The following is a 25333-nucleotide window of genomic DNA, read 5'->3' on the forward strand; positions in this document are numbered from 1 at the left end:
TATACAAAAATATACGTGTCGATAACATTGCAAGTCTTGATATCGAACAGTGTTCGAATTAGATTTCCAGTGTCTCAATCAAACGGTCGTTACATTGCGTGGAATACGGCAGGATGCCGTCACCCCCTCCGCCGGCTGCTACGTTGCCAACGTGCCGACGATCACAAGGAGAACCACCGTGAAATTCAAACCTTTCATTACTGCTTCGCTAGCGTCTTCCGTTCTTTACGTAGCCGCGCCTTCGGCCATGGCTGCCCCGAACGGTGAAGGGCTTTACCTCGGCGTTGGGACCGGGTTCAGTTCATTGAAGAACGACAGCGATGAGGTCGACGATTTCATCGAATCCGGCTCGGAGGATTTCGACATCGATGACGATGACAATTCCTTCAAGGGCTTTGTGGGCTACGAGTTCAATCCTTACTTCGCGACTGAGCTGTTCTATGCCGACCTGGGCAAGACGCGCCTGGAAGGCAACGACATTGCCAGTACCGATCTGGAATCGGACGCCTACGGCGTGAGCGTCGTCGGCCAGTTGCCAATCACCTCTTGGTTTACCGCCTTTGCCAAGATCGGCGTCGCCAAATGGGAGACCGATGTCGACGGCAATCTGGGCGGTGCCGATCTCGACCTTGAAGACCAGGACGGTACCGATCCGGTCTATGGTGTCGGCGCTCAATTGAATTTCTCACCGATCTTCGTGCGTGCCGAATACGAACGTTACGACTTCGATAGCGATTACCAAATCGACAGCGTCAGTGCATCTGCCGGTTTTCGCTTCTAAGGTCTGAGTTCACTGCTCGGCAGCTCGCAGCGAGACAGACTGCCCACCGCATGCGGTGGGCAGTTTCATTTATCGTCCAAGTCCTTAACGATAGTTACCCCCCGTAACTCAGCCATCCTTGTCGATTGGCCCTGTCCGGCTTACTTTTAATGCACGTATGTTCTCCGACCCATTCGCAACGACGCCAACTCCGTTCGTATCAGCGGTTGGCGATCGCGATAACAAGACTTGTCGCATCACAGGGAGACTTCCCGTGCAGACTTGGATACTGCTCAGTGGCATTCTGGGCTCAACCTTCGTAGGAATGGCGACTGTTTCTCTGCCAGTCTCGGCAGAATCGCAGGACAACCTTTTCGTAGGCACCGGCATTGGCACCCAGGGCAGTGATAACCAGGCCTCGATGAACGAGGTGTTTGCCTCTCGACCTGACAGGCCAGCCTTCGAGGACGATAGCAATGTCTTCAAGGGATTCGTGGGTTACGACTTCACCCCCTATTTTGCTGCCGAGATGTTCTATACGTATTTAGGCCGTGTCCGCTTCGAGGACAGCAGCGGAGCCAGCAGCGATTTCGAATCCAGTGCCTATGGCATGAGTGCAGTAGGTCAAATGGCATTCTCGTCTTGGCTGACGGCTTTTGCCAAGGCCGGTATCGCTCGCTGGGATAACAATCTGGAAGGCAATCTCGACGACGGCACCCGTTTCGAACTCGAAGGTCATGAAGGCACCAATCCCGTCTACGGCATCGGTGCGCAACTCGACTTTTCACCGTTCCTGTTGCGTACCGAATACGAATATTACGATGTCGACAGCGAGTATCGCGTCGACACGTTCACGGCCTCGGCCGGGTTTCGTTTCTGACGTTGCCGACCTGAATTCTTGCAGGCTTTCCTGTCGCATTGCTACATGTCTTGCGTCCAAGGCAGGGTTTTCTTGCTGCATGGGTGTGGCACTATCAAGTCTCATTCAGGAGACTAGACATGAACCATATCGTGACACCGGATATCTGCGACGCCCATCCCGAGGTACGGATTCTCGATCCATTGTTCGCCAATTTCGGCGGTGTGGAATCCTTCTGCGGCCCGGTACGTACCGTCAAGTGCTTCGAAGACAACTCCCGCGTTAAGGAGGCCGTCGCCGAGCCCGGTGAGGGTGCCGTTCTGGTGGTCGATGGCGGCGGCTCGCTACGTTGCGCCCTACTGGGCGACATGCTGGCGGAAAAGGCAGCCGACAATGGCTGGAGCGGCGTCATCGTCTACGGGTGCGTACGCGATGTCGATGTCCTCGCCGAGACGGAGCTTGGCGTCCAGGCGTTGGGGGCCCACCCACGCCGTAGCGAGAAGCGCGGAGAGGGCCAACGTGACATCGCAGTCACCTTTGCGGGCGTGACCCTGCATCCCGGACAGTGGGTCTATGCCGATAACAATGGCATCCTGGTGGCCGAATCGCGTCTCACTCTGGACGTCTGAACTTACTGCCTGAACATGTAGCCGTTGGCACTTTTGCTAATAAAGTGCAACGCTGGAAGCATGTTCGAAAAAAGCTCCATATCATTGACTTTGCATCGCTTGTTCGCCGATGTAATGGCGACCTTGCGTGACCACTGGCGCCCCTTGGTCGCCTACCACCTGTTTTTCACCCTACTGGCCGCCACGTTGTTGTTGCCGGCCTCGGCCAGTTCGCTGGCCGCCCTGCTCAGGCGTATCGGGCGGCCGGTGCTCACCAATGACCAGCTACTCGCCGTGGCACTTTCTCCGGTTGGGCTGGTCTGGGTTCTGGCGGTAGTTGTCTTCACCTTCCTGATACTGTTTCTCCAGCAGGCCGGCATGCTGCTCATCACGGCGCACCCCGGCGGCAACCGTTATCGCATGGCACTGGATGCCTCGTGGGGCGTAGTGCAGCGCTTCATCGGCCTCGCCACGCTGACCCTGATCAAGGTCGGTGCGCAGTTGCTGCTCGTCCTACCCTTTGTGCTCATCCTGGTATGGCTATACGAGGCGCTGCTCGGCGGCTATGAAAGCTATTACGTGACCCAGGCCAAACCTCGGGAACTCTGGTGGTTCCTCCTCGCCGCGGCGCTGCTGGCACTGTCGTGGCTGTGGCTGGCGGCCAGGCTCTACCTACGCTGGGCTCTGGCCCTCCCTGCGTTGATGCTCGAACGCTTGTCGGCCCGCCAAGCCCTGGCACGCAGTCGGGCCCTGACGCACGGTGTCAAGGCGCGGTTAAGCATTCCCGTCGCTATTCCGCTCACCGCTATCCTGTTGTTGCCGACCCTGGTCACGGCACTGTTCGATACGCTGGTCACCCCAATGCTGCAGTGGCTTCCCGAACGGGTCAGCGTACTCATTCCGGCCATGCTGATTTATCTGACCCTCTACGGCCTGCTGGCACTGGCAGGGACATTCGTGGGGGTAGCGTTCAACAGCATGCTGGTGGGTTGTCTGTACCTGCGCCTGGCGCATCGCCAGCCGAAACCCTCTGCGCCGACCAAGGGCAGCCATCCCGGTTGGATCGCCTGGGGCGCCGAGGCTCTGGTTCTGGTCTTTGCGCTCTATCAGGCGTCATCGGTACTCAACAGCTTCGAGATCCGCGATCGTGTACAGATCACGGCCCACCGCGGCAGCTCGATGAAGGCACCCGAAAACACTCTGGCAGCCATCGAAGAGGCCATCAGCGATGGTGCGGACTATGTCGAGATCGACGTTCGTTTGACCGCCGACGGCGAAGTGGTTCTCTCGCATGACAATAGCCTGAGACGCCTGACCGGTCTGGACCAGGATATCGATGAAATGACGCTGGCGGAGGTGAAAGAGGTGGATGTCGGGAGCTGGTTTGGCGACACGTTTGCCGGTCAGCCCATCCCGACCCTCGATGAGGTGTTGCGGCTGACGCGCGATCGGATCAAGCTCTATATCGAGCTCAAGCCGGCGCCGGGCGACATGCAGGCGCTGGTGGCTGCAGTCATCGATCGCTTGCCGGAGTCACGCCAGGACGATGTGATCGTCGCCTCGCTTTCGCCGCAGGTCGTCCGCGAAGTCAAACGGCAGGCCCCGCATTTGAAAACGACACTGTTCGCCCAGTTCGTGGTGCGTGGCGGCCTGGACATCACCATCATCGATGCACTCGGCTTGCGCCATAATCGCGTGACGCCGGAGAGCGCCGCGATCGCACACCGGTTGGGCTATCAATTGCACGCCTGGACGGTAAACAGTCGCAGTGAAATGTCACGTATGATCGACTTGGGCGTCGACAATATCATCACCGACCGGCCGGACATGCTTGCCGAAGTCCTGGCCGAGCGCGACACCTTGAACGACGGGGAGTTGTTGCTGGTGAAGCTGCGAAACTGGCTTCACTCCTGAAAAACGGCGCCCGGCTCGAGAGCCGGGCGCCGTCTCCGGGATTATTGAAGCGGTTCGTTAGCCCAGCGTTTCCCCGGCGAGCATGAACCAGGTTTCGAGCACGGCATCGGGATTGAGCGAGACCGAATCGATACCCTGCTCCATCAGCCACTTGGCGAGTTCCGGATGGTCCGAGGGGCCCTGCCCGCAGATTCCGACGTACTTGCCCTGTGCCTTGCAGGCCTGGATAGCCATGGACAGCAGCTTCTTGACGGCGGGATCACGCTCGTCGAAGAGATGGGCAATGATACCGGAATCGCGATCCAGCCCCAGAGTCAGCTGGGTCAGGTCGTTGGAACCGATCGAGAAGCCGTCGAAGTGTTCGAGGAACTCATCGGCCAGCAGCGCGTTGGACGGCAGCTCGCACATCATGATGATCTTGAGGCCGTTATCGCCGCTCTTGAGGCCATTGGCATTGAGCAGCTTGACGACCTCTCGCCCTTCGCTCGGCGTACGCACGAACGGCACCATGATCTCGACGTTGTCGAGCCCCATCTCGTCGCGAACGCGCTTGAGCGCCCGGCACTCCAGCTCGAAGCAGGGACGGAAGGTGTCCGAGATGTAGCGTGACGCGCCGCGGAAACCGAGCATGGGGTTTTCTTCGCCAGGCTCGTAGTTCTTGCCGCCGATCAGATTCTCGTACTCGTTGGACTTGAAATCCGACATGCGCACGATGACCCGCTTGGGGTAGAACGCCGCCGCCAGGGTCGAGATGCCTTCAACCAACTTGTCGACATAGAACGTTACCGGGTCGGCATAACCGGCCGTGCGCACGTCGATGATCTGCTGCAGGTCGGCAGGCAGCTGGTCGTACTCCATCAGCGCCTTGGGGTGCACGCCGATCATGCGGTTGATGATGAATTCCAGACGCGCCAGCCCGACTCCGGCATTGGGCAGCGAGGCAAAGTTGAAGGCGCGGTCCGGGTTGCCGACGTTCATCATGATCTTGAACGGCAGGTCCGGCATGCTATCGACGCTGGTGGTATTGCAATCGTAATCGAGCAGGCCATCGTAGACATGCCCGGTGTCGCCTTCGGCGCAGGAGACGGTGACCTCGCGTCCGTCCTCGAGCAGGTCGGTGGCGTCACCGCAGCCGACGACGGCGGGAATGCCCAGTTCGCGGGCAATGATGGCCGCGTGGCAGGTACGTCCACCACGGTTGGTGACGATTGCCGAGGCACGCTTCATCACCGGCTCCCAGTCGGGGTCGGTCATGTCGGTGACCAGCACGTCGCCGTTCTGGATCTTGCTCATCTGCTCGGGCGTCTCGACCACCTTGACGGCACCGCGACCGATCCGCTGGCCGATGGCGCGGCCCGAGACCAGCAGGCGCCCCTTCTCCTTGAGCTGGAAGCGTTCGAGCTTGCCCCCCTCCTGATTGGATACCACGGTCTCGGGGCGCGCCTGGACGATATACAGCTTGCCGTCATCGCCGTCGCGGGCCCACTCGATGTCCATCGGGCGGCCATAATGCCGTTCGATGGTCACCGCCTGACGCGCCAACGCCATGACGTCGTCGTCGCTGATGCAGAAACGTGCACGATCGGCGAACGGCACATCGACGGTCTGGACCGACTTGCCGGCCGAAGCGTCCTCGGTGTAGGTCATCTTGATCAGCTTGGAACCGAGCGTACGGCGCAACACTGCCGGCCGGCCAGCGGCCAGGGTCGGCTTGTGCACGTAGAATTCGTCGGGATTGACTGCGCCCTGGACCACGGTCTCGCCCAGCCCCCACGAGCCGGTGATGAACACCGCGTCGCGGTAACCGGATTCGGTGTCGAGGGTGAACATGACCCCCGATGCCCCGGTTTCCGAGCGCACCATTTTCTGAACGCCTGCAGACAGTGCCACCTGATCGTGGGCGAAGCCGCGATGCACGCGATAGGAAATCGCGCGGTCGTTGAAGAGCGAGGCGAATACCTCATGAACGGCGCGCTTGACGTTATCGAAGCCTTCGATATTGAGGAAGGTCTCTTGCTGGCCGGCGAACGAGGCATCGGGAAGATCCTCTGCCGTTGCCGAGGAACGCACTGCCACCTTCAGATTGGCGTGTCTGGACTCGAGTTCGCGATAGGCATCACGCAGGGCGGCCTCGAACTGGGGAGGCAACGGTGTATCGATAACCCACTGACGAATTTCGGCGCCGACCCTGACCAACTCATCGGTATCGTCTACATCCAGGCGCGACAAGGCTTCGTCGATGCGCTCCTTGAGCCCTTCATGAGCCAGGAATTCACGATAGGCGAATGCCGTAGTCGCGAAGCCTCCCGGGACGGTGACCCCGGCATCGGCCAGGTTGGAAATCATTTCGCCCAGAGAGGCGTTCTTGCCGCCAACCCGCTCGACGTCATCCATGCCCAGGCGGTCGAACCATTCGATATAGTTTTCCAAGAGACCTCCCAATCCTTATGCGGTGCGCAGCGCAGCGTCAGGCGCGACTGGCTTCGAAAGATGTTACTCACCCTAACAATCGCTGCGCTTATTAGCCATTAGTCTAATAGCGAAGTCACTGGAGTTTTTTTACAACACTGGCCGCTTTGGGATGGATTATGTAGTCGGCCTGGTGGTTGCCGCTCTGGGGACGACGCGGGACAATGGCTTTTGGTTTCCTACGCCTCATTACCGGAGATACGGCATGGCCCGCACCGCCTTTTTCATTTCCGACGGCACCGGTATCACTGCCGAAACCCTGGGACGCAGTCTGCTGGCGCAGTTCGAGAACAGCGACATCCAAATGGTGACGAAGCCGTATATCGACTCCCGGGAGAAGGCACAGAACCTGGCAGCCGTCATCGAGGCCACTGCGGTTCGTGACGGCGAACGACCGATCATCATCGATACCATCGTCGACCAGACGATTCGTGAAATCATTACCCGGGCCCCCGGCTTCAAGGTGGATATCTTCACCACCTTCCTCGCCCCGCTGGAGGAAGAGCTGAATACCCACTCCAGCTATTCGGTCGGACGCACCCACGCCATCGGTCACGACGACGCGTACATGCAGCGCATCGACTCGGTCCAGTTCGCCCTCGATAACGACGATGGTGCGCGCGTGCATCATTACGACAAGGCGGATGTCATCCTGGTCGGCGTGTCCCGCTGCGGCAAGACTCCCACCTCGCTGTACCTGGCGCTGCAGTTCGGCATTCGCGCAGCCAACTATCCACTCACCGAGGACGATCTCGATGAGGATGGCATGCTCAAGATGCCCAAATCGCTGGCGCCCTATCGGCACAAGCTGTTCGGGCTGACCATCGATCCGCGCCGTCTGGCGGCAATCCGTACCGAGCGTCGCCCCAATAGCCGCTACTGTTCGATCGATCAGTGCCTGCAGGAAATCCATCAGGCCGAGTCGCTGTTCAAGCGTCACAAGGTGCCTTACATCGACACTACCCGTTTCTCGATCGAGGAAATTTCCACACGCATGATCGCCGAAACCGGCCTGCAGCGACGCATTCGTCCGCGTTGACTAAACGTCATACACCCAAGCGGTGATGCAGCGCCGAGCGGATCTGACGCCACGAGACAATGGCCATGAGCAGGTTGGCGCCGAGCATGCCCGCGAAGATCCCCATGGGTCCGGCCAGCCGTCCACCCAGCCAGGCCAGTGGCACGAACAGCGCGAACAGGCGAATCACCGAAAGCACCAGGGCACGGCGTGGCCTATGCAAGGCATTGAAAGACGAATTGGTCAGGATCACCACGCCTTGTGCGCCCAGCCCCAGCGGCACCAGCCAGAGGAACGTGCGCAGCACCTCGCCTACCGCCGGTGTCTGGGCGTAGCTCCCGGTCAGCCAGGGCGCCAAGCCCTGCAGCACGCCCCAGATCAGCAATTGCCAGACCATGACGAAAGCGAAGCAGCCCAGAATCGCTTGCTTGACGCGTTCCGGCTGGCCGGCCCCCTGATTCTGGCTGATGAATGGCGACAGGGTCATCGACAGGGCCAACACGACGATCTGGGCAATGGCGTCGATACGCGAGCCTACCCCGAACGCCGCCACGGCGGCATGACCATAATCAGCAACGATGCGTGTCACCAAGGCCATGGCAACCGGAGTGAATACGCTGGTGATGGCCGCCGGCAGAGCAATCCTTCCCAACTCGGCCCAGGACGCCATCAGCGCCGGCAGGCTCAGTCCACGCCAGTCGATCAATGCCTTGAGATCGCGCTGAGCGAACAGCCCCAGCGTCATCACGCCCCAGCTGATCACGGTGGCCAACGCCGCTCCGCTGACGCCCAGCCCAGGCACCGGCCCCAGTCCGAAGATCAGTAGCGGGTCGAGCAAGGCATTGAGCAAGGCGGCACCGCCCATCAACAACCCGGGCACCAGCGTATTGCCCTGGGCACGCAATACGCTATTGAGAACGCGCGGCGCGATTACGAATGCCGCACCGAGATACCACACGCCCATGTAGGCGTGAATATGCGGCATCAATGCCTGATCGGCGCCCAGCGCCGTAAACAGTGGTGTCAGGGTCGCCAGCCCCACCACGGTGACGACGACACCCACCAGCAGCGACAGCAGGAAGGCATCCGTGGCCCGGCGACGGACGGTGTCCACCTCGCCGCGCCCCAGCCGGCGTCCGACCACCGCCGAGGTACCGATACCCAGGCCGATGGCCAGACTGATCGCCGCGAAGGATACCGGGAACGTGAACGAAACGGCTGCCAGTTGCGTGGTGCCCAGTCGAGACACGAACCAGGCATCGACGAGATTGAACAACATCATCGCCGCCATGCCGGCAATGACCGGCAACGACTTGCGGAACAGGGTGGCGGCGATCGGTCCCGTCAGCAGATCATTGGTGGGCGCGCGGCGGTCCGTATGCGGGGCAGAGGCAATGTGCGTGGCGGCAGCGCGTTCGCTGGATGACATGCTTGGGCTCCTGGCTTGGGGAGGCCCATTGTGCCCAAGCCGAGCCGGGAGCCCAAGCGCATCAGCAGCGACGTTCGGAAGAAACGACGTCCATCAGCAATCCTTCGGCGATACGTGCTTCGGTCTCTTCATCGACGAGCAGGCCCACCAGATGCAGGGCAAACGCCATGGCGGTCGCCGGGCCCTGACTGGTCACCAAGCGACGATCCTCGACCACACAACGCTGGCTGATATGGCCTCCCGCATCGGCGAGTGGCGCCTGGAAGGCGGGATAGCCGGTAACATCGTGACCACGCACCAGATCGTGGGCGGCCAGCACGACGCCAGGCGCGGCGCAGATCGCCGCAATCCAGCGCTGGGCCTCGCGCTGTTGGAGCAGACGCTCCTTGAGCGTCTCGCTATCGCGCAGCCGGGATGCTCCAGGCATGCCGCCCGGTAACACGATAGCGTCGAATGACTGCGACTCGTCAACGGCATCCAGTGTGACGTCCGCCGTCAGCAGGGTACCCCGCGCCAAGGTTACCTCGATCTCTCGCATGACCGAGGCGACCAGCACGTCAACTTCGGCACGCCGCAACACGTCAATTACGGTGACCGTTTCGATATCCTCGCTACCGTCGGCTACGGGCAAAAGCACCTTGGCCATATCACCCCCATGTATGCAATGACTAACCCCTCAAAGCGTAGTCAAGAGTGCCACCGGCGTATGCATGACGGCGCAATCATTCCGGCATGTCGCTACGGTACAGTCGCTGGATGCTGGAGAAATCCAGCCGCCCATTGCCCTGGGCGGCATGCAGCGCAAACAGATTGCGCGCCTGGGAGCCCATGGGTACCGTCGCTTTCGACGCCAGCGCCAAGTCCCAGGCCAGACCGAGATCCTTCATCATCAGATCGACCAGGAAACCGCCCTGATAATCCTTGGATGCCGGCGCATTCTCCATCACACCGGGCCAGGGATTGTAGACGTTCAGTGCCCAGTTGCCGCCGGAACTCTGCTTCATGATCTCGGACAGCGTGGCCGGGTCGAGCCCGTTCCGGACACCCAGCGCCAGGGCTTCCGCCGTTCCGCTCATCAAAATACCCAGCAGCATGTTGTTGCAGATCTTGGCAACCTGCCCTGCCCCGGCCTCCCCGGCATGGAAGATATTCTTGCCCATGGTCTCGAGTACGGGACGCGCCCGCTGGAAGGCGGCCTCGGGGCCACCGACGATGAAGGTCAGCGTGCCCGCCTTGGCGCCGCCGACACCGCCGGACACCGGGGCATCGAGAAACGAGATGCCACGCTTGTGCGCCGCCTCGGCGACGACGCGGGCGTCTTCAGGAGCGATGGTGGAGGCATCGATGACCAAAGGTTGGGTATCGAATGTCTCGAGTAGTCCTGTCTGGTCCTGATGACCGAGATAGAGCTTTCGCACATGGGTTCCGGCGGGCAGCATCGACACGACGACCTCAGCGCCATATGCCGCCTCGACGGCAGAGTTCGCCGCCTTGGCGCCCTCGGACGCCAGCCGTTGCATGGCCGATTCGACGAGATCGAATACACTCACCTCATGTCCGGCCTTGAGCAGATTGCTGGCCATGGGGGCACCCATGTTACCCAAGCCGATAAAAGCGATACGCATGTGAATGGCTCCTTATTGTTGTTGAGCAGTCGTCTCTAGAGATCACGCAGCGGATGCGTTTGCGAGGACCACAGTGGCGTAAAAAAAGCATTGATGTCGCGTTCGGGCACGCTGGCCATATCCGGATGGCTCCAGCGCGGCGCCTTGTCCTTGTCGATCAACAGAGCGCGCACCCCCTCGGCGAGATCGCCTTGCCGACAGCATTGGACCGACAGGTTGAGCTCATCGCGAAATGCCTGCGCCAGGCTGCCGCGTTTATGTCGCTCCAGCATGCGCCAGGCGAGATGCGCCGTGATCGGGCATCCCGCCGCGAGACGTTGGCGGTTGGCTGCCAGCCACTCATCGGCCCGGGTGTCGCCGAGAATACGCTTGACGGCCTCGGCGGCCTTGGCGGCATCGACCAGCGACTGGATGGCATCGAGGTGCGTCATCACTTGCCCCTGCGGAGCGCGCAAGCGTTCCTCATAATCGTGCAGGATCCTCCTCACGGTAGCCTCGGGCGAGTCGAACGTTGCATTGGCCAGCGCCTTGATGACGTCTTCGCGATATTCGTGAGGAATCAGGCGATCTGCCAGTCCCAGGTCGAGGGCATCGCGGGCATTGAGCTGCGCCCCGGTCATGGCCAGGTAGACACCCACTCCGGTAGGCATACGATTGAGAAACCAGCTGGCGCCGATGTCCGGATACAGGCCGATGGTGATCTCGGGCATGGCGATTCGCGTGGTCTCGGTCGCGACCCGGTGGCCGCCTCCGGCCATCAGGCCCAGACCGCCACCCATGACGATACCGTCACCCCAGACCACCAACGGCTTGGGATAGGTGTGAAGGGTATGATCCAGGCGATACTCGGCAGTGAAGTAGCGGGTCGGAAAATCGTCTGTCGCCTCGTCGTCCGATTTGTCGGCGATGGCACGATAGAGCCCGACGATATCCCCCCCGGCACAGAACGCCTTGTCGCCAGCCCCCTCGAGCCAGACGACGGCCACATCCGGATCGTCGGCCCAGCGAGCCAGCCGGTCGCCCAGCAGTTCGATCATCTCTAGAGAAAGCGCATTGAGCGACTTGGGCGCATTCAATGTGGCCACGCCAATACGCTTTTCGTCGCGGGTGGCCAGTTCCTGAAACTTGACGGGCTGTTCGGCCATGTTCAACGCTCCCTGTCGACCGGTGTCCACTGCGGTTCGCGTTTCTCCAGAAAGGCATTGACGCCTTCCCGCTGGTTGGGATCGTCGAACAGATCGACGAACAGCTCGCGCTCGAGCCGGAACCCGTCCGACAATCCGCGTTCACGGCTGCTCATGATCAGGGTCTTGCAGTGTTCGAGTGCCTTTGGACTCTGCTGGGCGACGCCCTCGGCCAGCGCCAGGGCGCGCTCAAGCGCCTGCCCGGTTTCGACGATCTCTTCGACCAAGCCAATGCGCTCGGCCGTCTCGGCATCGACCTGTTCACCGCACAGGATCATGCGCTTGGCCCAGCCTTCACCGACCAGACGCGTGAGGTGCTGGGTGCCGCAGCCGCACGGCAACAAACCGACCCGAGCTTCGGGCAGCGCCAGCTTGGCCTGTCGTTCGACGACACGAATATCGCAGGCCAGGGCGCATTCCAGCCCGCCGCCCATGGCGTAGCCGTTGATCGCCGCGATGCTCACGCCCCGATAATTGGCCAGGCGCTCGAAGGCATGGCCAAAACGCACCGCCATGGTTGCCGCCATGCCCTTGTCGCCATCGGCAAAGGTCTTGAGGTCGGCGCCTGCCGAGAAGAACTTGCCCCCCTCGCCGGTGATCACGAGGGCTGTGATGTCGGCATCCACCTCCAATGCCTCGACCAGAGTTTCCAGTTCGACCAGCGAGTCGTACGTCCAGGTATTGGCAGGCGGGTTGCTGATCGTCACGCGGGCAATATGCCTGTCCTTTTCCAGCTTTAGGGTGCGGCTCATCGTTTGACTCCTTGCCTTCCGGATGCCATTGATTCGTTATTGTTGCAGGGCTTCGACCACGCCATCGTCGAACAGGCGACGCGAGGCGATCAGGCGCATGATCTCGTTGGTACCCTCCAGAATCTGGTGAACGCGCGTGTCGCGAACCAAACGCTCGAGGGGATACTCCTTGATATAGCCATACCCACCGTACAATTGCAGCGCCTCGTTGCAGACATGAAAACCGATGTCGGTCGCCAGCCGCTTGGCCATGGCGCAGTACGCCGTTGCCTGAGGATCATTCCGATCGAGACGCCATGCTGCATGACGCACCATCAACCTTGCGCTGACGAGCTCCGTCGCCATGTCGGCAAACTTGAACTGCAACGCCTGGAACGAGGCCAGCGCCTTGCCGAATTGCTTACGTTCGTGAAGATAGTCGCGCGCCAGCTCCAGCGCATATTGCGCCGCACCCAGCGAGCAACTGGCAATATTGAGGCGGCCACCATCGAGCCCCTTCATGGCGAGCTTGAACCCTTCGCCCTCCTCACCCAGGCGATGTCCGGCCGGTACCCGTACGTCATCGAAGCTGACCAGCCGCGTGGGCTGGCTTTTCCAGCCCATCTTGTCCTCGTTCTTGCCATACTCGATACCGGCGCTGTCGGCCGGCACCAGGAAGGTCGATATTCCGCCAGCCCCGGAATCCGGCGCACCGGTACGCGCCATGACCACCAGCACATCGGTGGACCCGGCGCCGGAGATGAACATCTTGCTGCCGGTGATGAGGTAATCGTCACCATCGCGGACGGCACGGGTACGCAGGCTGGCGGCATCCGAGCCGGCGCCCGGCTCGGTCAGGCAATAGGAAGCCAGGCGTTCACCGCTGATCAACGACGGCAACCAGGCATCGCGTAGCGCGTCGTTCCCCCAACGGGCGATCATCCAGCTGGCCATGTTATGGATGGTCAGATAGGCCGTGGCCGACACGCAGCCCTGCGAGAGCTGTTCGAAGATCAGCGAGGCATCCAGGCGCGACAATCCCAGCCCGCCATGCGCCTCATCGAGGTAGATCGCCAGAAAGCCCGCCTCCCCGGCCCGCTTGATGACGTCGACGGGAAAATGCGACGTCGCGTCCCATTCGGCGGCGTGGGGGGCCAGTTCGGCCTGGGCGAAATCGGCAGCGGCCTGCTGTAGTGCGCGCTGATCGTCACTAAGAGCGAAATCCATCACTGCTTCCTCACGATAGGCCTGACGTGACGGGTCGGTATTCATCATCCCGACCCGTCATTCAACCTAGCATTTGCTTGGCGGCAAGAAAGCTATCGCTTGGTCTACTTTACGTTAACGTAAACCTGATCTAGCCTAGGCACACGGGACGCTGAACGCTTGGTTCCATGCGTCCAGGACAGTGAGGAAAGCAACATGCCAGACGCCCCCCAGCCCGTCGCTCCGGCTCCCCAGGAAGGATCGCGCTCACGACGGATCTACACGATCGGCGAGCTCTCCAAGCTCTTCGAAGTCACTCCGCGGACGATCCGTTTCTACGAACAGGAGGGTCTGCTGGAACCGGAGCGTCGTGGCCAGACACGCATCTATCATGACAAGGACCGCGTCCGGCTCAAGCTGACCCTGCGCGGCAAGCGCCTGGGATTTTCTCTGGCCGAGATCCGCGAGGTCATCCAGCTCTATGATCGCGCGCCCGACGGCGATGAACGCCAGCTGCGCCGCATGCTCGACATATTGGCCGACAAGCGCGCCGCCATGCAGCAGCAGTTGGAAGACATACGCATCCTTCAGCGTGAGCTGGATGACGTCGAGTCCCGCTGCCAGGAGTCACTGCAGGCCCTGACCCGCCAGCGCACCAGGTGCTGACGACAACCAAGGCAATGCTCTTCACAACAACAAGCAGGAAGTTCCATGACACGCCACGCCACAACGACAACCGTCCCGCAGCGTCGTCTTGATAGCTATGTCAGCGGTATCAGCGAGCTGCCACTAAAGGGACAAACCATCGCTGATTGCTTCGATGCCACGGTCGCCAGCCATGGCGAGCGTGACGCACTGATCAGCCGCCACCAGAATTTGCGCTATACCTGGCGCCAATTGCAGGAGGCGGTCGAACGGGCCGCCCGCGCCCTGCTCGCCATCGGCGTGACCAAGGGCGAACGCGTCGGTATCTGGGCACCCAACTGTGCAGAATGGACCATTACCCAGTTTGCCACCGCCAAGATCGGCGCCGTGCTGGTCAATATCAATCCCAGCTACCGCACTCATGAACTCGAGTACGCCCTTCGCCAATCGGGCACGTCGACGCTAGTGCTTCAGGGCGCCTTCAAGAGCTCCAATTACGTCGACATGCTTGCCGAGCTGGTGCCGGAAATCGACTCTGCCACCCCCGGAAGCCTGGCCAGCGCCCGGTTGCCGGCGCTCCAACGCGTCATCTGCCTGGATGAAGGGCGCACCCGTCCGGCCATGCTGACCTGGGAGAGTCTGCAGGCGCGTGCCGAGGATATCGATGCCACGCAACTGGCCGAACTGCAGGCTACGCTGCAGTTCGACGAGCCGATCAATATCCAGTACACCTCGGGCACGACCGGCGCCCCCAAAGGGGCGACCCTGTCGCATCACAACATCCTCAACAATGGTTTCTTCGTTGCCGAGCGCATCGGCCTGACCTGCGAGGATCGCATGGTGATACCCGTACCGCTCTACCACTGCTTCGGCATGGTGATGGGCAACCTGGGCTGCATGACGCATGGCGCGGCAATGATCTATCCGGGTGACGGCTTCGATCCGCTGGCCACCTTGCAGGCGGTCAGCGAGGAGCGCGGCACGGCGCTATATGGCGTGCCCACCATGTTCATCGCCGAATTGGAGCACCCCGATTTCGAGCAATACGACCTGGGCTCGCTGCGCACCGGGATCATGGCGGGGTCGATCTGCCCCATCGAGGTGATGCGCCAGGTCATCGACAAGATGCACATGCGCGAGGTCAGTATCTGCTACGGCATGACAGAAACCAGCCCGGTCAGCCTGCAGACGCAGACCGACGCGCCGCTGGACAAACGGGTGACGACGGTGGGCACCATACATCCCCATACCGAGGTCAAGCTGATCGATCCATCGACCGGCGCCGTCGTGCCGCGCGGCGAGAAAGGCGAGCTGTGCACTCGCGGTTACAGCGTGATGCTCGGTTACTGGGACAATCCCGAAGCCACCGGCAAGGCCATCGATAGCGCCGGCTGGATGCATACCGGCGATCTGGCCACGATGGACGAGGAAGGCTACGTGGCCATCGTCGGGCGCATCAAGGATATGATCATTCGCGGCGGCGAGAACATCTACCCGCGCGAGATCGAGGACTTTCTCTATACCCACCCCGCCATCTCCGACGTGCAGGTCATCGGAGTGCCCGACGAGAAGTACGGCGAAGAGGTCATGGCCTGGGTCAAGCTGGTCGAGGGCGAGAGCCTCGACGAGGAAGGCCTGCGTACGTTCTGTCAGGGCCAGATCGCCCATTACAAGGTGCCGCGTTACGTGAAATTCGTCGACGCCTTTCCGATGACCGTGACCGGCAAGATCCAGAAGTACAAGATGCGCGAGGAAGCGACCCACGAACTGGGATTATGAGATAGCGCCAAACCACGAGCTGGGCCAGCGCATGACGCCAACCAGCTCGTGACTACTCCAGCATTGCGGCGACGACCCGTTTGACTCGTTCGATGCCCCTCGAAATGACGGCGTCGATCTCGGCCAGACTGATCTCACGGTCCGTCATGCCAGCGGCCGGATTGACTACCAGCGCCAGGCAGGCATAGTCGATGTCCAATTCGCGTGCCAAGGTGGCTTCCGGCATGCCGGTCATCCCAACCAGACGGCACCCATCGCGCGCCATCCGTGCAATTTCCGCCGCCGTCTCGAGACGCGGTCCCTGGGTACAGCCATAGATGCCCCCGTCCTCCAGCGTCTCGCCAGCTTTCTTGCCCGCATCGAGCAGCTCGGCCCGCAACGATGCCCTGTAAGGCCAGGAAAAATCGATATGCTTGAGCGGCTTGAAGCGACCGTCGAAGTAGGTGCATTCGCGACCGACCGTATAATCGATAATCTGGTCGGGCACCACCAGCGCTCCCGGCAGTAGCGACGCGTCGATGCCTCCTACGGCATTCACTCCGATGATGCGCGTCGCCCCGGCCTGCTTCAATGCCCAAAGATTGGCACGATAGTTTATGCGGTGTGGCGGCAACTTGTACGGATGGCCATGGCGCGCCAGAAACAGCAGATCATGGCCATTGAGCGTACCTTGCACGACACTGGCGGATGCCGCTCCCAGCGGAGTTTCCGCCGACTGCCGTTTGAGCACGTCCAACCCCGCCATGGTGGTCAGGCCGGTCCCCCCGATGATTGCCAGCATCGCTCACCCCCTGTGTCCGCGAGGAAAGACATGATGCGTCACATGCCCTTGGGAGCGAATATCCCAGGCGCGTTACGCCAGTAGCCTTTGTAATCCATGCCAAAGCCGAACACGTAGCGATCCTCGACTTCAAGACTGCAATAATCCGCCTTGAGATCGGGAACGGCCTTGCGATCATGCCGCTTGTCGACCAGCACTGCTGTCGAGATGCTCGCGGCTCCGGCTTCCTTACAGTAATCGAGGATGGCCGCCAAGGTGGCGCCTTCATCGAGAATATCGTCGACGATGACCACGTGGCGCCCTGCCATGGGCACTTCCGGCGAGACACGCCAGAACAGTTCGCCTCCCCGAGTGCCGCCACGGTAGCGAGTGGCATGCAGATAATCGACCTCGAGAGGAAAGCCCAGGCGAGTCAACAGGTGGCCAGTGGTAATCAGACCACCGTTCATCACACAGTAGAAGACCGGCAGCTTGTCACCGAGATTTGCGGTAATTTGCTCGGCCATGCGATCCAGGGCGCGCTCGACCTGGGCCTGGGAGATCAGGCAGTCGGCGTTGTCCATGATGTCGCGCATGGTGGCTAGCGATTCGTGAGAGTCTGGGTCAAGCTTAGGCATTGGAATCCTGATACCTTCAATGTCTGTCGGGCACGTGGCGCCACGCTGATTGGCTGGCGCGACGAGCGGTACTCTTGAGTATGCGCAAGTGAATGGGGAGCGAAAGCGTTATGCCGCTCCCGCCAATGCCTCTAGCCTGGCATGGATACGCCGCCAGCGACTGAGCGCAGGCAGGGTATCGAGGCTTGGCCGTGCCCGGCCGTAACGCAGTTTGGCCTGGCGCTTGGATTCACGCCCCTGGCATGCCTCGACGACGGCCAACGCGGCCTCGCGATCGTTGCAGACCAGCACCATGTCGCAGCCGGCATTCAGCGCAGCCTGGGCTCGCGCATCCGGTCCCCCGGCGACGTGCGCACCCGCCATGGACAGATCGTCGGAAAAGATGGCCCCCTTGAAGCCGAGTTCTTCGCGCAGCATGCCAAGCCAGTTTGGCGAGAAACCTGCCGGTCGATCGTCGAAAGCTTTATAGATGACGTGCGCCGGCATGATGCCATCGAGGCGTCCGGCCAGCTTGGCGAACGGCACCAGATCGTACTCGCGCAATGCCTGAAGGGGGCGTTCGTCCACCGGGACTTCGAGATGCGAGTCGGCCACCACCCCACCGTGGCCGGGAAAATGCTTGCCGACCGCGACCATACCGGCTTCGTGCAGTCCATCGATGAAGGCGCCGGCCAGCGCCGTGACGGCCTGTGGGTCGCTGGCGAAGCTACGGTCGCCGATTACCTGCGACTGGCCAACGTCGACATCCAGGACCGGCGCGAAGGTCAGATCCAGGCCGCAGGCTGCCATTTCCATGCCCAGCAGCCAGCCGGCATCGTGACAAAGCTGCAGACAGTCCTGAGGCTTTTCCACATAGGTACTGCCCAGCTTGCCCATCGAGGGCAGTCGGGTCACACCTTCCTTCAGGCGCTGAACCCGACCGCCCTCCTGGTCGATCCCCAGCAGCAGGTCCGGGCGGATTCGGCGGATCGAGGCACACAGCTCGCTTACCTGACCGGCATCGGCAACATTGCGGCCAAACAGGATCACTCCACCGACCTCCGGGCGCGCCAGCAACTTGCGCTCCGCACGGGTCAGTGCAGTACCTTCGAGATCCAGCATTACCGGTCCGAGCGGTTGGGTCATGATCGGGTTCCTTGGCCGTGGAGGGGGCCGATTCTAGACCAACGGACGAGGCGACAACAGACGGAATTCATGAATCCGCCTCCCGATGTCGCTTAGTAACAGCCTAGAACGTCTTTCCGACGTTGCAGTCGATTATAGCCCATCGCCAAGCAGCGCTACGCCCCGCAAGGTCAGGAGGCCGCTCTTGCCGACTCCGGTAAAGGGGCGTTCATGCCGGCAACGACCACCGGCCTCAAACGGCGAATGAGCTCACGCACGCTGACATGCTCGCCGTAATCCTTCTCGGCGATGTCGCGCAACGCATCCAGCCCTGACAGAGTGAAGATGACCGTACCGAGCATGAAGTGCAAACGCCAGAAACGCTCGGCATCCGGCAGGTCCGGCGTGGCCCGACGCACCAGCTCGGCAAAACGAGTGAATACGCTGCCGTAGTGCGCCTGAATGAAGCGGCGCAGGTGACCCTGCGCCTGAGTATAGGCCAGTCCCAGCAGGCGCATGAAAACCTTGAGGCTATTGCGCTCTGCCGGTACCTCGAGCACGGTTCGCGCCATGCACTCGAGGAGCACTTCGAGAGGAACGGGCCGCTCTCCGTATTCGCTCTCGAGTTCGTCCAGCGCCGTATGGAATCGCTCGGTGAAGGGATCGAGGTAACGCGCGAAGACAGCCTGGATCAAGGCTTTCTTGGAGCCGAAATGGTAGTTGACCGCTGCCAGGTTGACCTTGGCCTTGCTGGTGATGTTGCGTAGCGAGGTTTCCGCAAACCCACGCTCGGCGAACAAGACCTCCGCAGTATCGAGAATACGCGTCACGGTATCGGTCTGGGCCATGAACTGCCTCTGATTATAAACGATTGTTTAAAACATAGCTGAATACTACGCAAGTTGCGGTAGTTCGACAAACGCTTCGAATCAAACGCAACCCGGCAGACCGGTGCATTTGCATGAAATCGATTACTGGATACAATGCCAGGCTGTATACTTGAACAAAGCCACGACCGATTTCACACCGAGCGCAACCGCGGAGGCACCATGACTCGTCCCCTTACCCCGCGCCAGCAGAATGTCTATGACTTCATCGTCAAGACCATGAACGAGTTGGGCTACCCTCCGACCCGCGCCGAGATCGCGCGCGCCTTGGGCTTCCGTTCACCCAATGCCGCCGAAGAGCATCTACGCGCCCTAAGCAAGAAAGGCGTGATTCGCATGATCCCCGGCACGTCGCGCGGGATTCGCCTGCCATCGCAGGAAGCCGAAGAGAGTATGAGCACGGGCGAGACGCACAATGGCCTGCCGATCATCGGCGAGGTCGCCGCCGGTAGCCCGATCCTGGCCGCTGCGCACATCGATCGCTATTGCCCGCTGGCACCGGATTACTTCACGCCTCGCGCGGACTATCTATTACGGGTTCGCGGGCTATCGATGCGTGACATCGGAATACTCGAAGGCGACCTGCTCGCGGTGCATCGCACCAATCGGGTCCGTGACGGCCAGATCGTGGTGGCCCGACTCGAAGATGAAGTCACGGTAAAACGCTTCCGGCGCGACGGACATACGGTCTGGCTGCTTCCCGAAAACGACGAGTTCTCGCCCATCGAGATCGATCTTCGTCAGCAGGAACTCGAGGTCGAAGGCGTCGGTGTCGGCGTCATCCGAGGTGGTAACGGCCAATCGTTGCACTGAGTCGTTACCGCGCATGCGCAAGATTCTGCATGCCGATTGCGACTGCTTTTATGCGGCCGTGGAAATGCGTGACGATCCACGGCTGCGGGACATTCCACTCGCCATCGGTGGAAGTGCCGAACGTCGAGGCGTGATTGCCACCTGCAATTATCCCGCACGTCGCTATGGCATACGCTCGGCCATGCCTACGGCTCATGCACTGCGCCTGTGCCCTGGGCTTACCCTATTGCCACCCGACTTCCCCCGTTACCGCGCCGTCTCGGAACAGATTCAAGGCATTTTCCATGAGCTGACGCCCTTGGTCGAGCCGCTGTCGCTGGATGAGGCCTTCCTCGATGTCAGCGACGTGACGCGCTTCAAGGGAAGTGCGACCTGGATGGCCCGCTGGATCAAGCAGGAAGCCGTCAAGCGTACGGGGATTACCGTGTCGGTGGGTGCAGCACCGAGCAAGTTCTTGGCCAAGATTGCCAGCGACTGGGACAAGCCGGACGGGTTGCGCGTCATCACCCCCGACGAGGTCGTTACCTTCGTTGCCTCGCTACCGGTCGGCAAATTGCACGGCGTCGGTCCGGCCAATGCTGCCAAGCTTGCCGCCATGGGCGTCAGGACCTGTGCCGAGCTAAGCCAGTGGTCACTCGACGCCTTGTTGGAGCGATTCGGCAAGTTCGGTTATCGCCTATACGGCTTGGCGCGAGGCATCGACGAGCGTCCGGTCAAAGTCGAGCGCGAACGCAAGTCGGTCAGTGCCGAGAACACCTTTGACCAGGATCTCCCCGATCTGGCCGCCTGCCGCGCCGCCCTGCCGGCACTGATCGCAAGACTCGATGAACGCCTCGACCGCCATGGCCGCCCACGCGTCAGGGGCCTGTTCGTCAAGGTCCGGTTCGACGACTTTACGCTGACCACGCTGGAATATGCCGGCTGGCAACCGGAGTCCGAGCGGTTTCTGCTGTTGCTCGAAGAAGCCTGGACCCGCGGCGCGCGCCCCGTGCGCCTGCTGGGAGTCGGCGTGCGCCTGGCCGCTCCCGACAGCGCGCGCCAACTGGATCTGTTCGGCGAGCCTCCCTGATCCCGGTTCAGGCGTTACTTGGTGTCGATATAGCGGTGACTGTCGAAGGTCATCACCCAATGTGGGTGATAGACCAACAGCAGGCTCAGCAGCATGCCGGTGATGAAAGCTTCCGAGGGCATCAGTAGCGGCAGGAACAACGCATGATCGTGAACCAGGCGCAGCACCTCGGGGCTCGTCGCCCCCACCAGAACCAGCCCCACGGTACACAAGCCGCTCATCAACGTCGCCAGCGCGGCACCGAAGAAACCGCAGACGAAAAGGTAGACGAACAGATTGTCCGGCAGGCGCCGATCCACCAGGCGCCAGAGGCCCACCGTGACCAACGCCGGCACCACCCCGGTCACCAGAACGTTTACCCCAAGCAGCGGCCAGGCCACCTTGCCAAGCATTATCATCGCCACGTTCACCAGGGCATTGGCAAGCAGGGCCAGCGGCGCAGTGAAGACCAGCGTCAGCAATACGGTCAATAGCAAGTGCAGCGTCAACCAGTCGACGGCCTGGGCGCGAAGTTGCCAAAGCAGGGCGACGAATAGCGTGGCCCCCAGTAGACGATGTTGCAGCGGCCGATCTTTCTCGAGCCGTTGCCAGGGGAACAGCCATGCGGCACGTCCTAGCACAGCCAGACTAAGCACGGCACAACAGATCAGCAACCAGGGCTCGATCACCACGGCAGCAAAGGACATGACGGCACCCGCTTGGCATCCGATACCACTCAGCTTGGCACAGCCCGATCAGGCAAACACTACCGTCTTGTTGCCGTGGATCAAGACACGGTCCTGAAGATGCCAGCGCAGCCCCCTGGCCAGCACGGCTTTTTCGACATCGCGCCCGAAGCGCACAAGGTCGTCCGGCGTGTGACAATGGGAAACACGGTGGATGTCCTGTTCGATGATCGGGCCGGCATCGAGTTCCTCCGTCACATAGTGGCAGGTTGCACCGATCAGCTTGACTCCGCGCTCGTAGGCCTGATGGTATGGCTTGGCCCCGGCAAACGAGGGCAGAAAGCTGTGATGAATGTTGATAACCCGACCGGCATAGCTTTCACATAGCCGCGGCGGCAGGATCTGCATGTAACGCGCCAGCACCACGCAGTCCGCCTCCGCCTCATTGACAAGGCGCTCCACCTCGGCGAAAGCCGGCCCCTTGTCGTCGGCGCTCACCGGCACGTGATGAAAGGGAATGCCGTGCCATTCCGCCAAGGGCTTGAGATCCTCGTGATTGGAGATGATGCAGGGAATATCGCAATGCAATTCACCGGCTTTCCAGCGATACAGCAAGTCGACCAGACAATGCGAAGCCTTGGAAACCATCAGCACTACACGCTTGCGGCGTGATGCATCATGCAACGCCCAATCCATCTCGAAGCGCTCGGCAATCGGGCGAAAGGCTTCGCGAAGCACTTCTGCACGCGATGCATCTGCGTCGACCTGTAATTCATAGCGCATGAAGAAGCGTCCGGTACTCAGGTCCGAGTGTTGATTGGCCTCGGTGATTGACCCACCCTGACTGGCAATGAAGCCGGAGACCTGAGCCACGATACCCAGACGATCGGGACAGGAAACGACCAGACGAAAGAAATGCGACATGTTGATCCGCTCGGACTCGAAGAATGAAAAGACACTGTGCCTCGCTGGCACGCGGCAGGCTATTGTAGCGAATTCAGCGACTTTCGATAGCGCGCATTGTGACGGTTGCCTGCGATCACGTATATTGGAAGATTACTCATTCAGCCCCTATCGATAATGCCACAGACACGCGTACAGCTTCGTCCACGCCGCCGCCCGCCGTTGCACTTCCTGCCACTGGGAGGATGTGGCGAGATCGGCATGAACCTGAGTCTGTACGGCTACGGTGGCGACTGGCTCGCGGTGGATTGCGGAATGATGATTCGGCAGGATCTTCCCGACAATCCATTGCAGGTTCCCAATATCCACGGGCTCCCGGCCTTGGGCATCTCGCCGCGCGCCCTGGTGATCACGCACGGCCATGAAGACCATATCGGTGCAGTGGCCTGGTTATGGCCGCAATGGGGATGCGACATTTATGCCACGCCTCTTGCCGCCGGCCTGCTGCGCGCCAAGTTCGCCGAGCGTGGTCTGGCTCCGGATGCGATCCGCGTCGTCGAGCCCGGCGACGCTCTGGAATGCGGGGCTTTCATGCTGCGCTACCTGCCGCTGACCCACTCGATTCCCGAGAGTTGTGCGTTGCTGTTGAACACCCCAGCGCACCGCGTGCTGCATACCGGAGACTGGAAGCTCGATCCCGAGCCACTGATCGGCGCCCCGGTCGATGAGGAACTGTTCCGCTCCCTGGCCCCTATCGACCTGGTGGTTGGCGATTCGACGAACGCGCCCCTACCGGGCAAGTCGCGCAGCGAAGGCGAAGTGGCTCGCGCCCTGCAACGCACTCTTGCCGATTGCCAGGGACGGGTCATCGTCTCTTGCTTTGCCAGCAACCTGTCTCGTGTACTTGCCTTGGGCCAGGCTGCCTCACAGTGCGGTCGTCGCGTCAGCCTGATGGGGCGCTCCATGGAGCGCATGGTACGCATCGCGAGAGGCCTCGGCTATCTGGAAGACTTTCCTGCCCTGGTGCCCGTCAGAGATCTAGGCTATTTACCCCCCGAGGAGGTCCTGGTGATTGCCACCGGCAGTCAGGGCGAACCGAGGGCGGCCCTTTCCCGCCTCGCCCAGGGAAGCCATCCCGATTTCGAACTGCAGGCCGGCGACACGGTCATCTTTTCCGCCAAGGCCATCCCGGGCAACGAGCGGCATATCGAACGGCTTCATCATGCTCTGCGTCAGCGCGACGTGCGTATTCTGGAAGAAGTGCACCATCCTGAGCTACACGCTTCCGGGCATGCAGCACAAGAAGAGTTGCATCGCTTGTATGAGTGGATCAAGCCGCGCTATTTACTTCCGGTGCATGGCGAACACCGCCACCAGCTAGCCCATCGCGAACTGGCGCAAGCGCGAGGGATCGCCGCCCCAGTGTCGCCAACCAATGGTGATCTGATCCGCTTCGATGACGAGGGAGTGACGGTGGAGGCTCGTCATGCGCAAACGCCATATATCATCAGCCAGGACGATGTGAGGCCTCTGGAAGGGCTGGTCGCCCCCAAGGGAAATTCCAGGGAACGCCATGGCGATCTATTTCTGTGGATTGCCGTAACGCCGACCGACATGGGGTGGTCGCGCATCGGGCGGCTGATCGTCGATTCCAGAGCCACCTCGGCACTGGACGAGACCAGTTTTTCCGACTGGCTGGACGACACGCTTTCGCAGTTGGAAGCAGATACACTGTCCCAACTGCGCACTCAATTACAGCCTCGGCTGATGCAGTGGCTCTCCGATCATATTCGCCATTTACCGACTGTCCATTTACAGTTGACCGCCGCCGAAGCCAGCTCTTGCTCATGATGCAGAACGACTGACGGCATAAAAAACGGCGCTTAACGCCATTTTTTCTGTTGCACGATGACTACCGCTGCCTGCCTGCCGAGCATGACGGAGCATCCCTGTCGAATTCAGGCTTCCTTTTTCTTCGGTGGGCGTCCGCGGCGGCGCTTGGGCTGCTCGCCGACAAGGTCATCCAGCGACAGGCCGGCATCATTGATCGCTTCGCGAATTTCCGCGAGCTTTCGCGCCTTGTCCGTCTCCTCTTCCTGGCGCTTGCGCTCATCTTCCTGCTTCTGCTCGATGACCTCGTTAATGACTTCGGACAATTTATGCAGTTGTTCCATGCTCAACTGGCGAGCAGCTGCACGAGCAACATTCTTGTTTCGGGCAATTCTTTCCAACGACTCGGTCGACATGATTCTCCTCCGTACTGAAGG

The 25333-nt window shown here is 61.0% G+C and carries 24 protein-coding genes; 10 read left to right on the plus strand and 14 right to left on the minus strand.

Features of this window, described 5'->3' with window-relative positions:
• Positions 1–178 precede the first annotated feature (178 nt).
• The 4 genes from MHM84_RS02760 (at position 179) to MHM84_RS02775 (ending at position 4141) form a co-directional block, all read left to right on the plus strand.
• Positions 179–781: a porin family protein gene (locus tag MHM84_RS02760; RefSeq protein WP_239262182.1), complete on the plus strand. Its 603-nt coding sequence runs from the start codon at positions 179–181 to the stop codon at positions 779–781.
• Between the two features lie 253 nt (positions 782–1034).
• Complete coding sequence (locus MHM84_RS02765; protein WP_239262184.1) at positions 1035–1640, plus strand: outer membrane beta-barrel protein; 606 nt, start codon at positions 1035–1037, stop codon at positions 1638–1640.
• Between the two features lie 119 nt (positions 1641–1759).
• Positions 1760–2248 carry a ribonuclease E activity regulator RraA gene (gene rraA, locus MHM84_RS02770; RefSeq protein WP_239262186.1) on the plus strand — a complete coding sequence of 163 codons (489 nt, stop codon included), beginning with the start codon at positions 1760–1762 and terminating at the stop codon, positions 2246–2248.
• Between the two features lie 99 nt (positions 2249–2347).
• Positions 2348–4141 (plus strand): glycerophosphodiester phosphodiesterase family protein, encoded by a 1794-nt coding sequence (locus MHM84_RS02775; RefSeq protein WP_239262188.1) that lies wholly within the window; start codon positions 2348–2350, stop codon positions 4139–4141.
• A 57-nt stretch (positions 4142–4198) separates the two neighbouring features.
• On the opposite strand, the gene ppsA is transcribed toward MHM84_RS02775, so the two are convergent.
• The gene (ppsA, locus tag MHM84_RS02780; protein WP_239262190.1) at positions 4199–6571 is read right to left on the minus strand and encodes a phosphoenolpyruvate synthase; all 2373 of its coding nucleotides are present in this window, start codon (positions 6569–6571) and stop codon (positions 4199–4201) included.
• Positions 6572–6815: 244 nt separating this feature from the next.
• Between ppsA and MHM84_RS02785 the strand changes: the two genes are divergently transcribed.
• Positions 6816–7649, plus strand: coding sequence for a pyruvate, water dikinase regulatory protein (locus tag MHM84_RS02785; RefSeq protein WP_239262192.1), 834 nt, complete (start codon positions 6816–6818; stop codon positions 7647–7649).
• A gap of 7 nt (positions 7650–7656) precedes the next feature.
• Here the strand turns inward: MHM84_RS02785 and MHM84_RS02790 are convergent, their stop codons facing one another.
• The 6 genes from MHM84_RS02790 to MHM84_RS02815 form a co-directional block, all read right to left on the minus strand.
• The gene (locus tag MHM84_RS02790; protein ID WP_239262194.1) at positions 7657–9057 is read right to left on the minus strand and encodes an MATE family efflux transporter; all 1401 of its coding nucleotides are present in this window, start codon (positions 9055–9057) and stop codon (positions 7657–7659) included.
• A gap of 61 nt (positions 9058–9118) precedes the next feature.
• Complete coding sequence (locus MHM84_RS02795) at positions 9119–9703, minus strand: DJ-1 family glyoxalase III (RefSeq protein ID WP_239262196.1); 585 nt, start codon at positions 9701–9703, stop codon at positions 9119–9121.
• 76 nt (positions 9704–9779) lie between these two features.
• A complete protein-coding gene (gene mmsB / locus MHM84_RS02800; RefSeq protein ID WP_239262198.1) occupies positions 9780–10682 on the minus strand; it encodes a 3-hydroxyisobutyrate dehydrogenase in 903 nt (300 codons plus the stop codon).
• 35 nt (positions 10683–10717) lie between these two features.
• The gene (locus MHM84_RS02805; protein ID WP_239262201.1) at positions 10718–11827 is read right to left on the minus strand and encodes an enoyl-CoA hydratase/isomerase family protein; all 1110 of its coding nucleotides are present in this window, start codon (positions 11825–11827) and stop codon (positions 10718–10720) included.
• A gap of 2 nt (positions 11828–11829) precedes the next feature.
• Positions 11830–12618, minus strand: coding sequence for an enoyl-CoA hydratase (locus MHM84_RS02810; protein WP_239262203.1), 789 nt, complete (start codon positions 12616–12618; stop codon positions 11830–11832).
• Between the two features lie 36 nt (positions 12619–12654).
• Positions 12655–13824, minus strand: coding sequence for an acyl-CoA dehydrogenase family protein (locus tag MHM84_RS02815; protein ID WP_239263802.1), 1170 nt, complete (start codon positions 13822–13824; stop codon positions 12655–12657).
• A 195-nt stretch (positions 13825–14019) separates the two neighbouring features.
• Here MHM84_RS02815 and MHM84_RS02820 point away from each other — a divergent pair, with 195 nt between their 5' ends.
• On the plus strand, positions 14020–14469 hold the full coding sequence (locus MHM84_RS02820) for a MerR family DNA-binding transcriptional regulator (RefSeq protein WP_239262205.1): 450 nt from the start codon (positions 14020–14022) through the stop codon (positions 14467–14469).
• 45 nt (positions 14470–14514) lie between these two features.
• Positions 14515–16227 (plus strand): AMP-binding protein, encoded by a 1713-nt coding sequence (locus MHM84_RS02825; RefSeq protein ID WP_239262207.1) that lies wholly within the window; start codon positions 14515–14517, stop codon positions 16225–16227.
• A gap of 52 nt (positions 16228–16279) precedes the next feature.
• Here the strand turns inward: MHM84_RS02825 and MHM84_RS02830 are convergent, their stop codons facing one another.
• The 4 genes from MHM84_RS02830 to MHM84_RS02845 form a co-directional block, all read right to left on the minus strand.
• Positions 16280–17008, minus strand: a complete 729-nt coding sequence (locus MHM84_RS02830; RefSeq protein ID WP_239262209.1) for an S-methyl-5'-thioinosine phosphorylase — start codon at positions 17006–17008, stop codon at positions 16280–16282.
• 38 nt (positions 17009–17046) lie between these two features.
• Complete coding sequence (locus MHM84_RS02835; RefSeq protein ID WP_239262211.1) at positions 17047–17625, minus strand: hypoxanthine-guanine phosphoribosyltransferase; 579 nt, start codon at positions 17623–17625, stop codon at positions 17047–17049.
• 108 nt (positions 17626–17733) lie between these two features.
• The gene (gene nagZ, locus MHM84_RS02840; RefSeq protein WP_239262213.1) at positions 17734–18750 is read right to left on the minus strand and encodes a beta-N-acetylhexosaminidase; all 1017 of its coding nucleotides are present in this window, start codon (positions 18748–18750) and stop codon (positions 17734–17736) included.
• Between the two features lie 170 nt (positions 18751–18920).
• Entirely contained in the window at positions 18921–19577 is a 657-nt protein-coding gene (locus tag MHM84_RS02845; protein WP_239262215.1) for a TetR/AcrR family transcriptional regulator, read from the minus strand.
• Between the two features lie 201 nt (positions 19578–19778).
• Here MHM84_RS02845 and lexA point away from each other — a divergent pair, with 201 nt between their 5' ends.
• Positions 19779–20429, plus strand: a complete 651-nt coding sequence (gene lexA / locus MHM84_RS02850) for a transcriptional repressor LexA (protein WP_239262217.1) — start codon at positions 19779–19781, stop codon at positions 20427–20429.
• A 13-nt stretch (positions 20430–20442) separates the two neighbouring features.
• Complete coding sequence (gene dinB / locus MHM84_RS02855) at positions 20443–21498, plus strand: DNA polymerase IV (protein ID WP_239262219.1); 1056 nt, start codon at positions 20443–20445, stop codon at positions 21496–21498.
• 14 nt (positions 21499–21512) lie between these two features.
• On the opposite strand, the gene MHM84_RS02860 is transcribed toward dinB, so the two are convergent.
• Entirely contained in the window at positions 21513–22184 is a 672-nt protein-coding gene (locus tag MHM84_RS02860) for an energy-coupling factor ABC transporter permease (RefSeq protein ID WP_239262222.1), read from the minus strand.
• Between the two features lie 48 nt (positions 22185–22232).
• A complete protein-coding gene (gene purU / locus MHM84_RS02865) occupies positions 22233–23087 on the minus strand; it encodes a formyltetrahydrofolate deformylase (protein WP_239262225.1) in 855 nt (284 codons plus the stop codon).
• A 240-nt stretch (positions 23088–23327) separates the two neighbouring features.
• Here purU and MHM84_RS02870 point away from each other — a divergent pair, with 240 nt between their 5' ends.
• On the plus strand, positions 23328–24917 hold the full coding sequence (locus MHM84_RS02870; RefSeq protein ID WP_239263806.1) for a ribonuclease J: 1590 nt from the start codon (positions 23328–23330) through the stop codon (positions 24915–24917).
• A 107-nt stretch (positions 24918–25024) separates the two neighbouring features.
• On the opposite strand, the gene MHM84_RS02875 is transcribed toward MHM84_RS02870, so the two are convergent.
• On the minus strand, positions 25025–25312 hold the full coding sequence (locus MHM84_RS02875; protein WP_239262227.1) for an H-NS histone family protein: 288 nt from the start codon (positions 25310–25312) through the stop codon (positions 25025–25027).
• Positions 25313–25333: the final 21 nt, after the last annotated feature.

Origin of the sequence: Halomonas sp. McH1-25 (assembly GCF_022348165.1) — a bacterium.
In the GTDB taxonomy this organism is placed as follows: Bacteria; Pseudomonadota; Gammaproteobacteria; order Pseudomonadales; family Halomonadaceae; genus Modicisalibacter.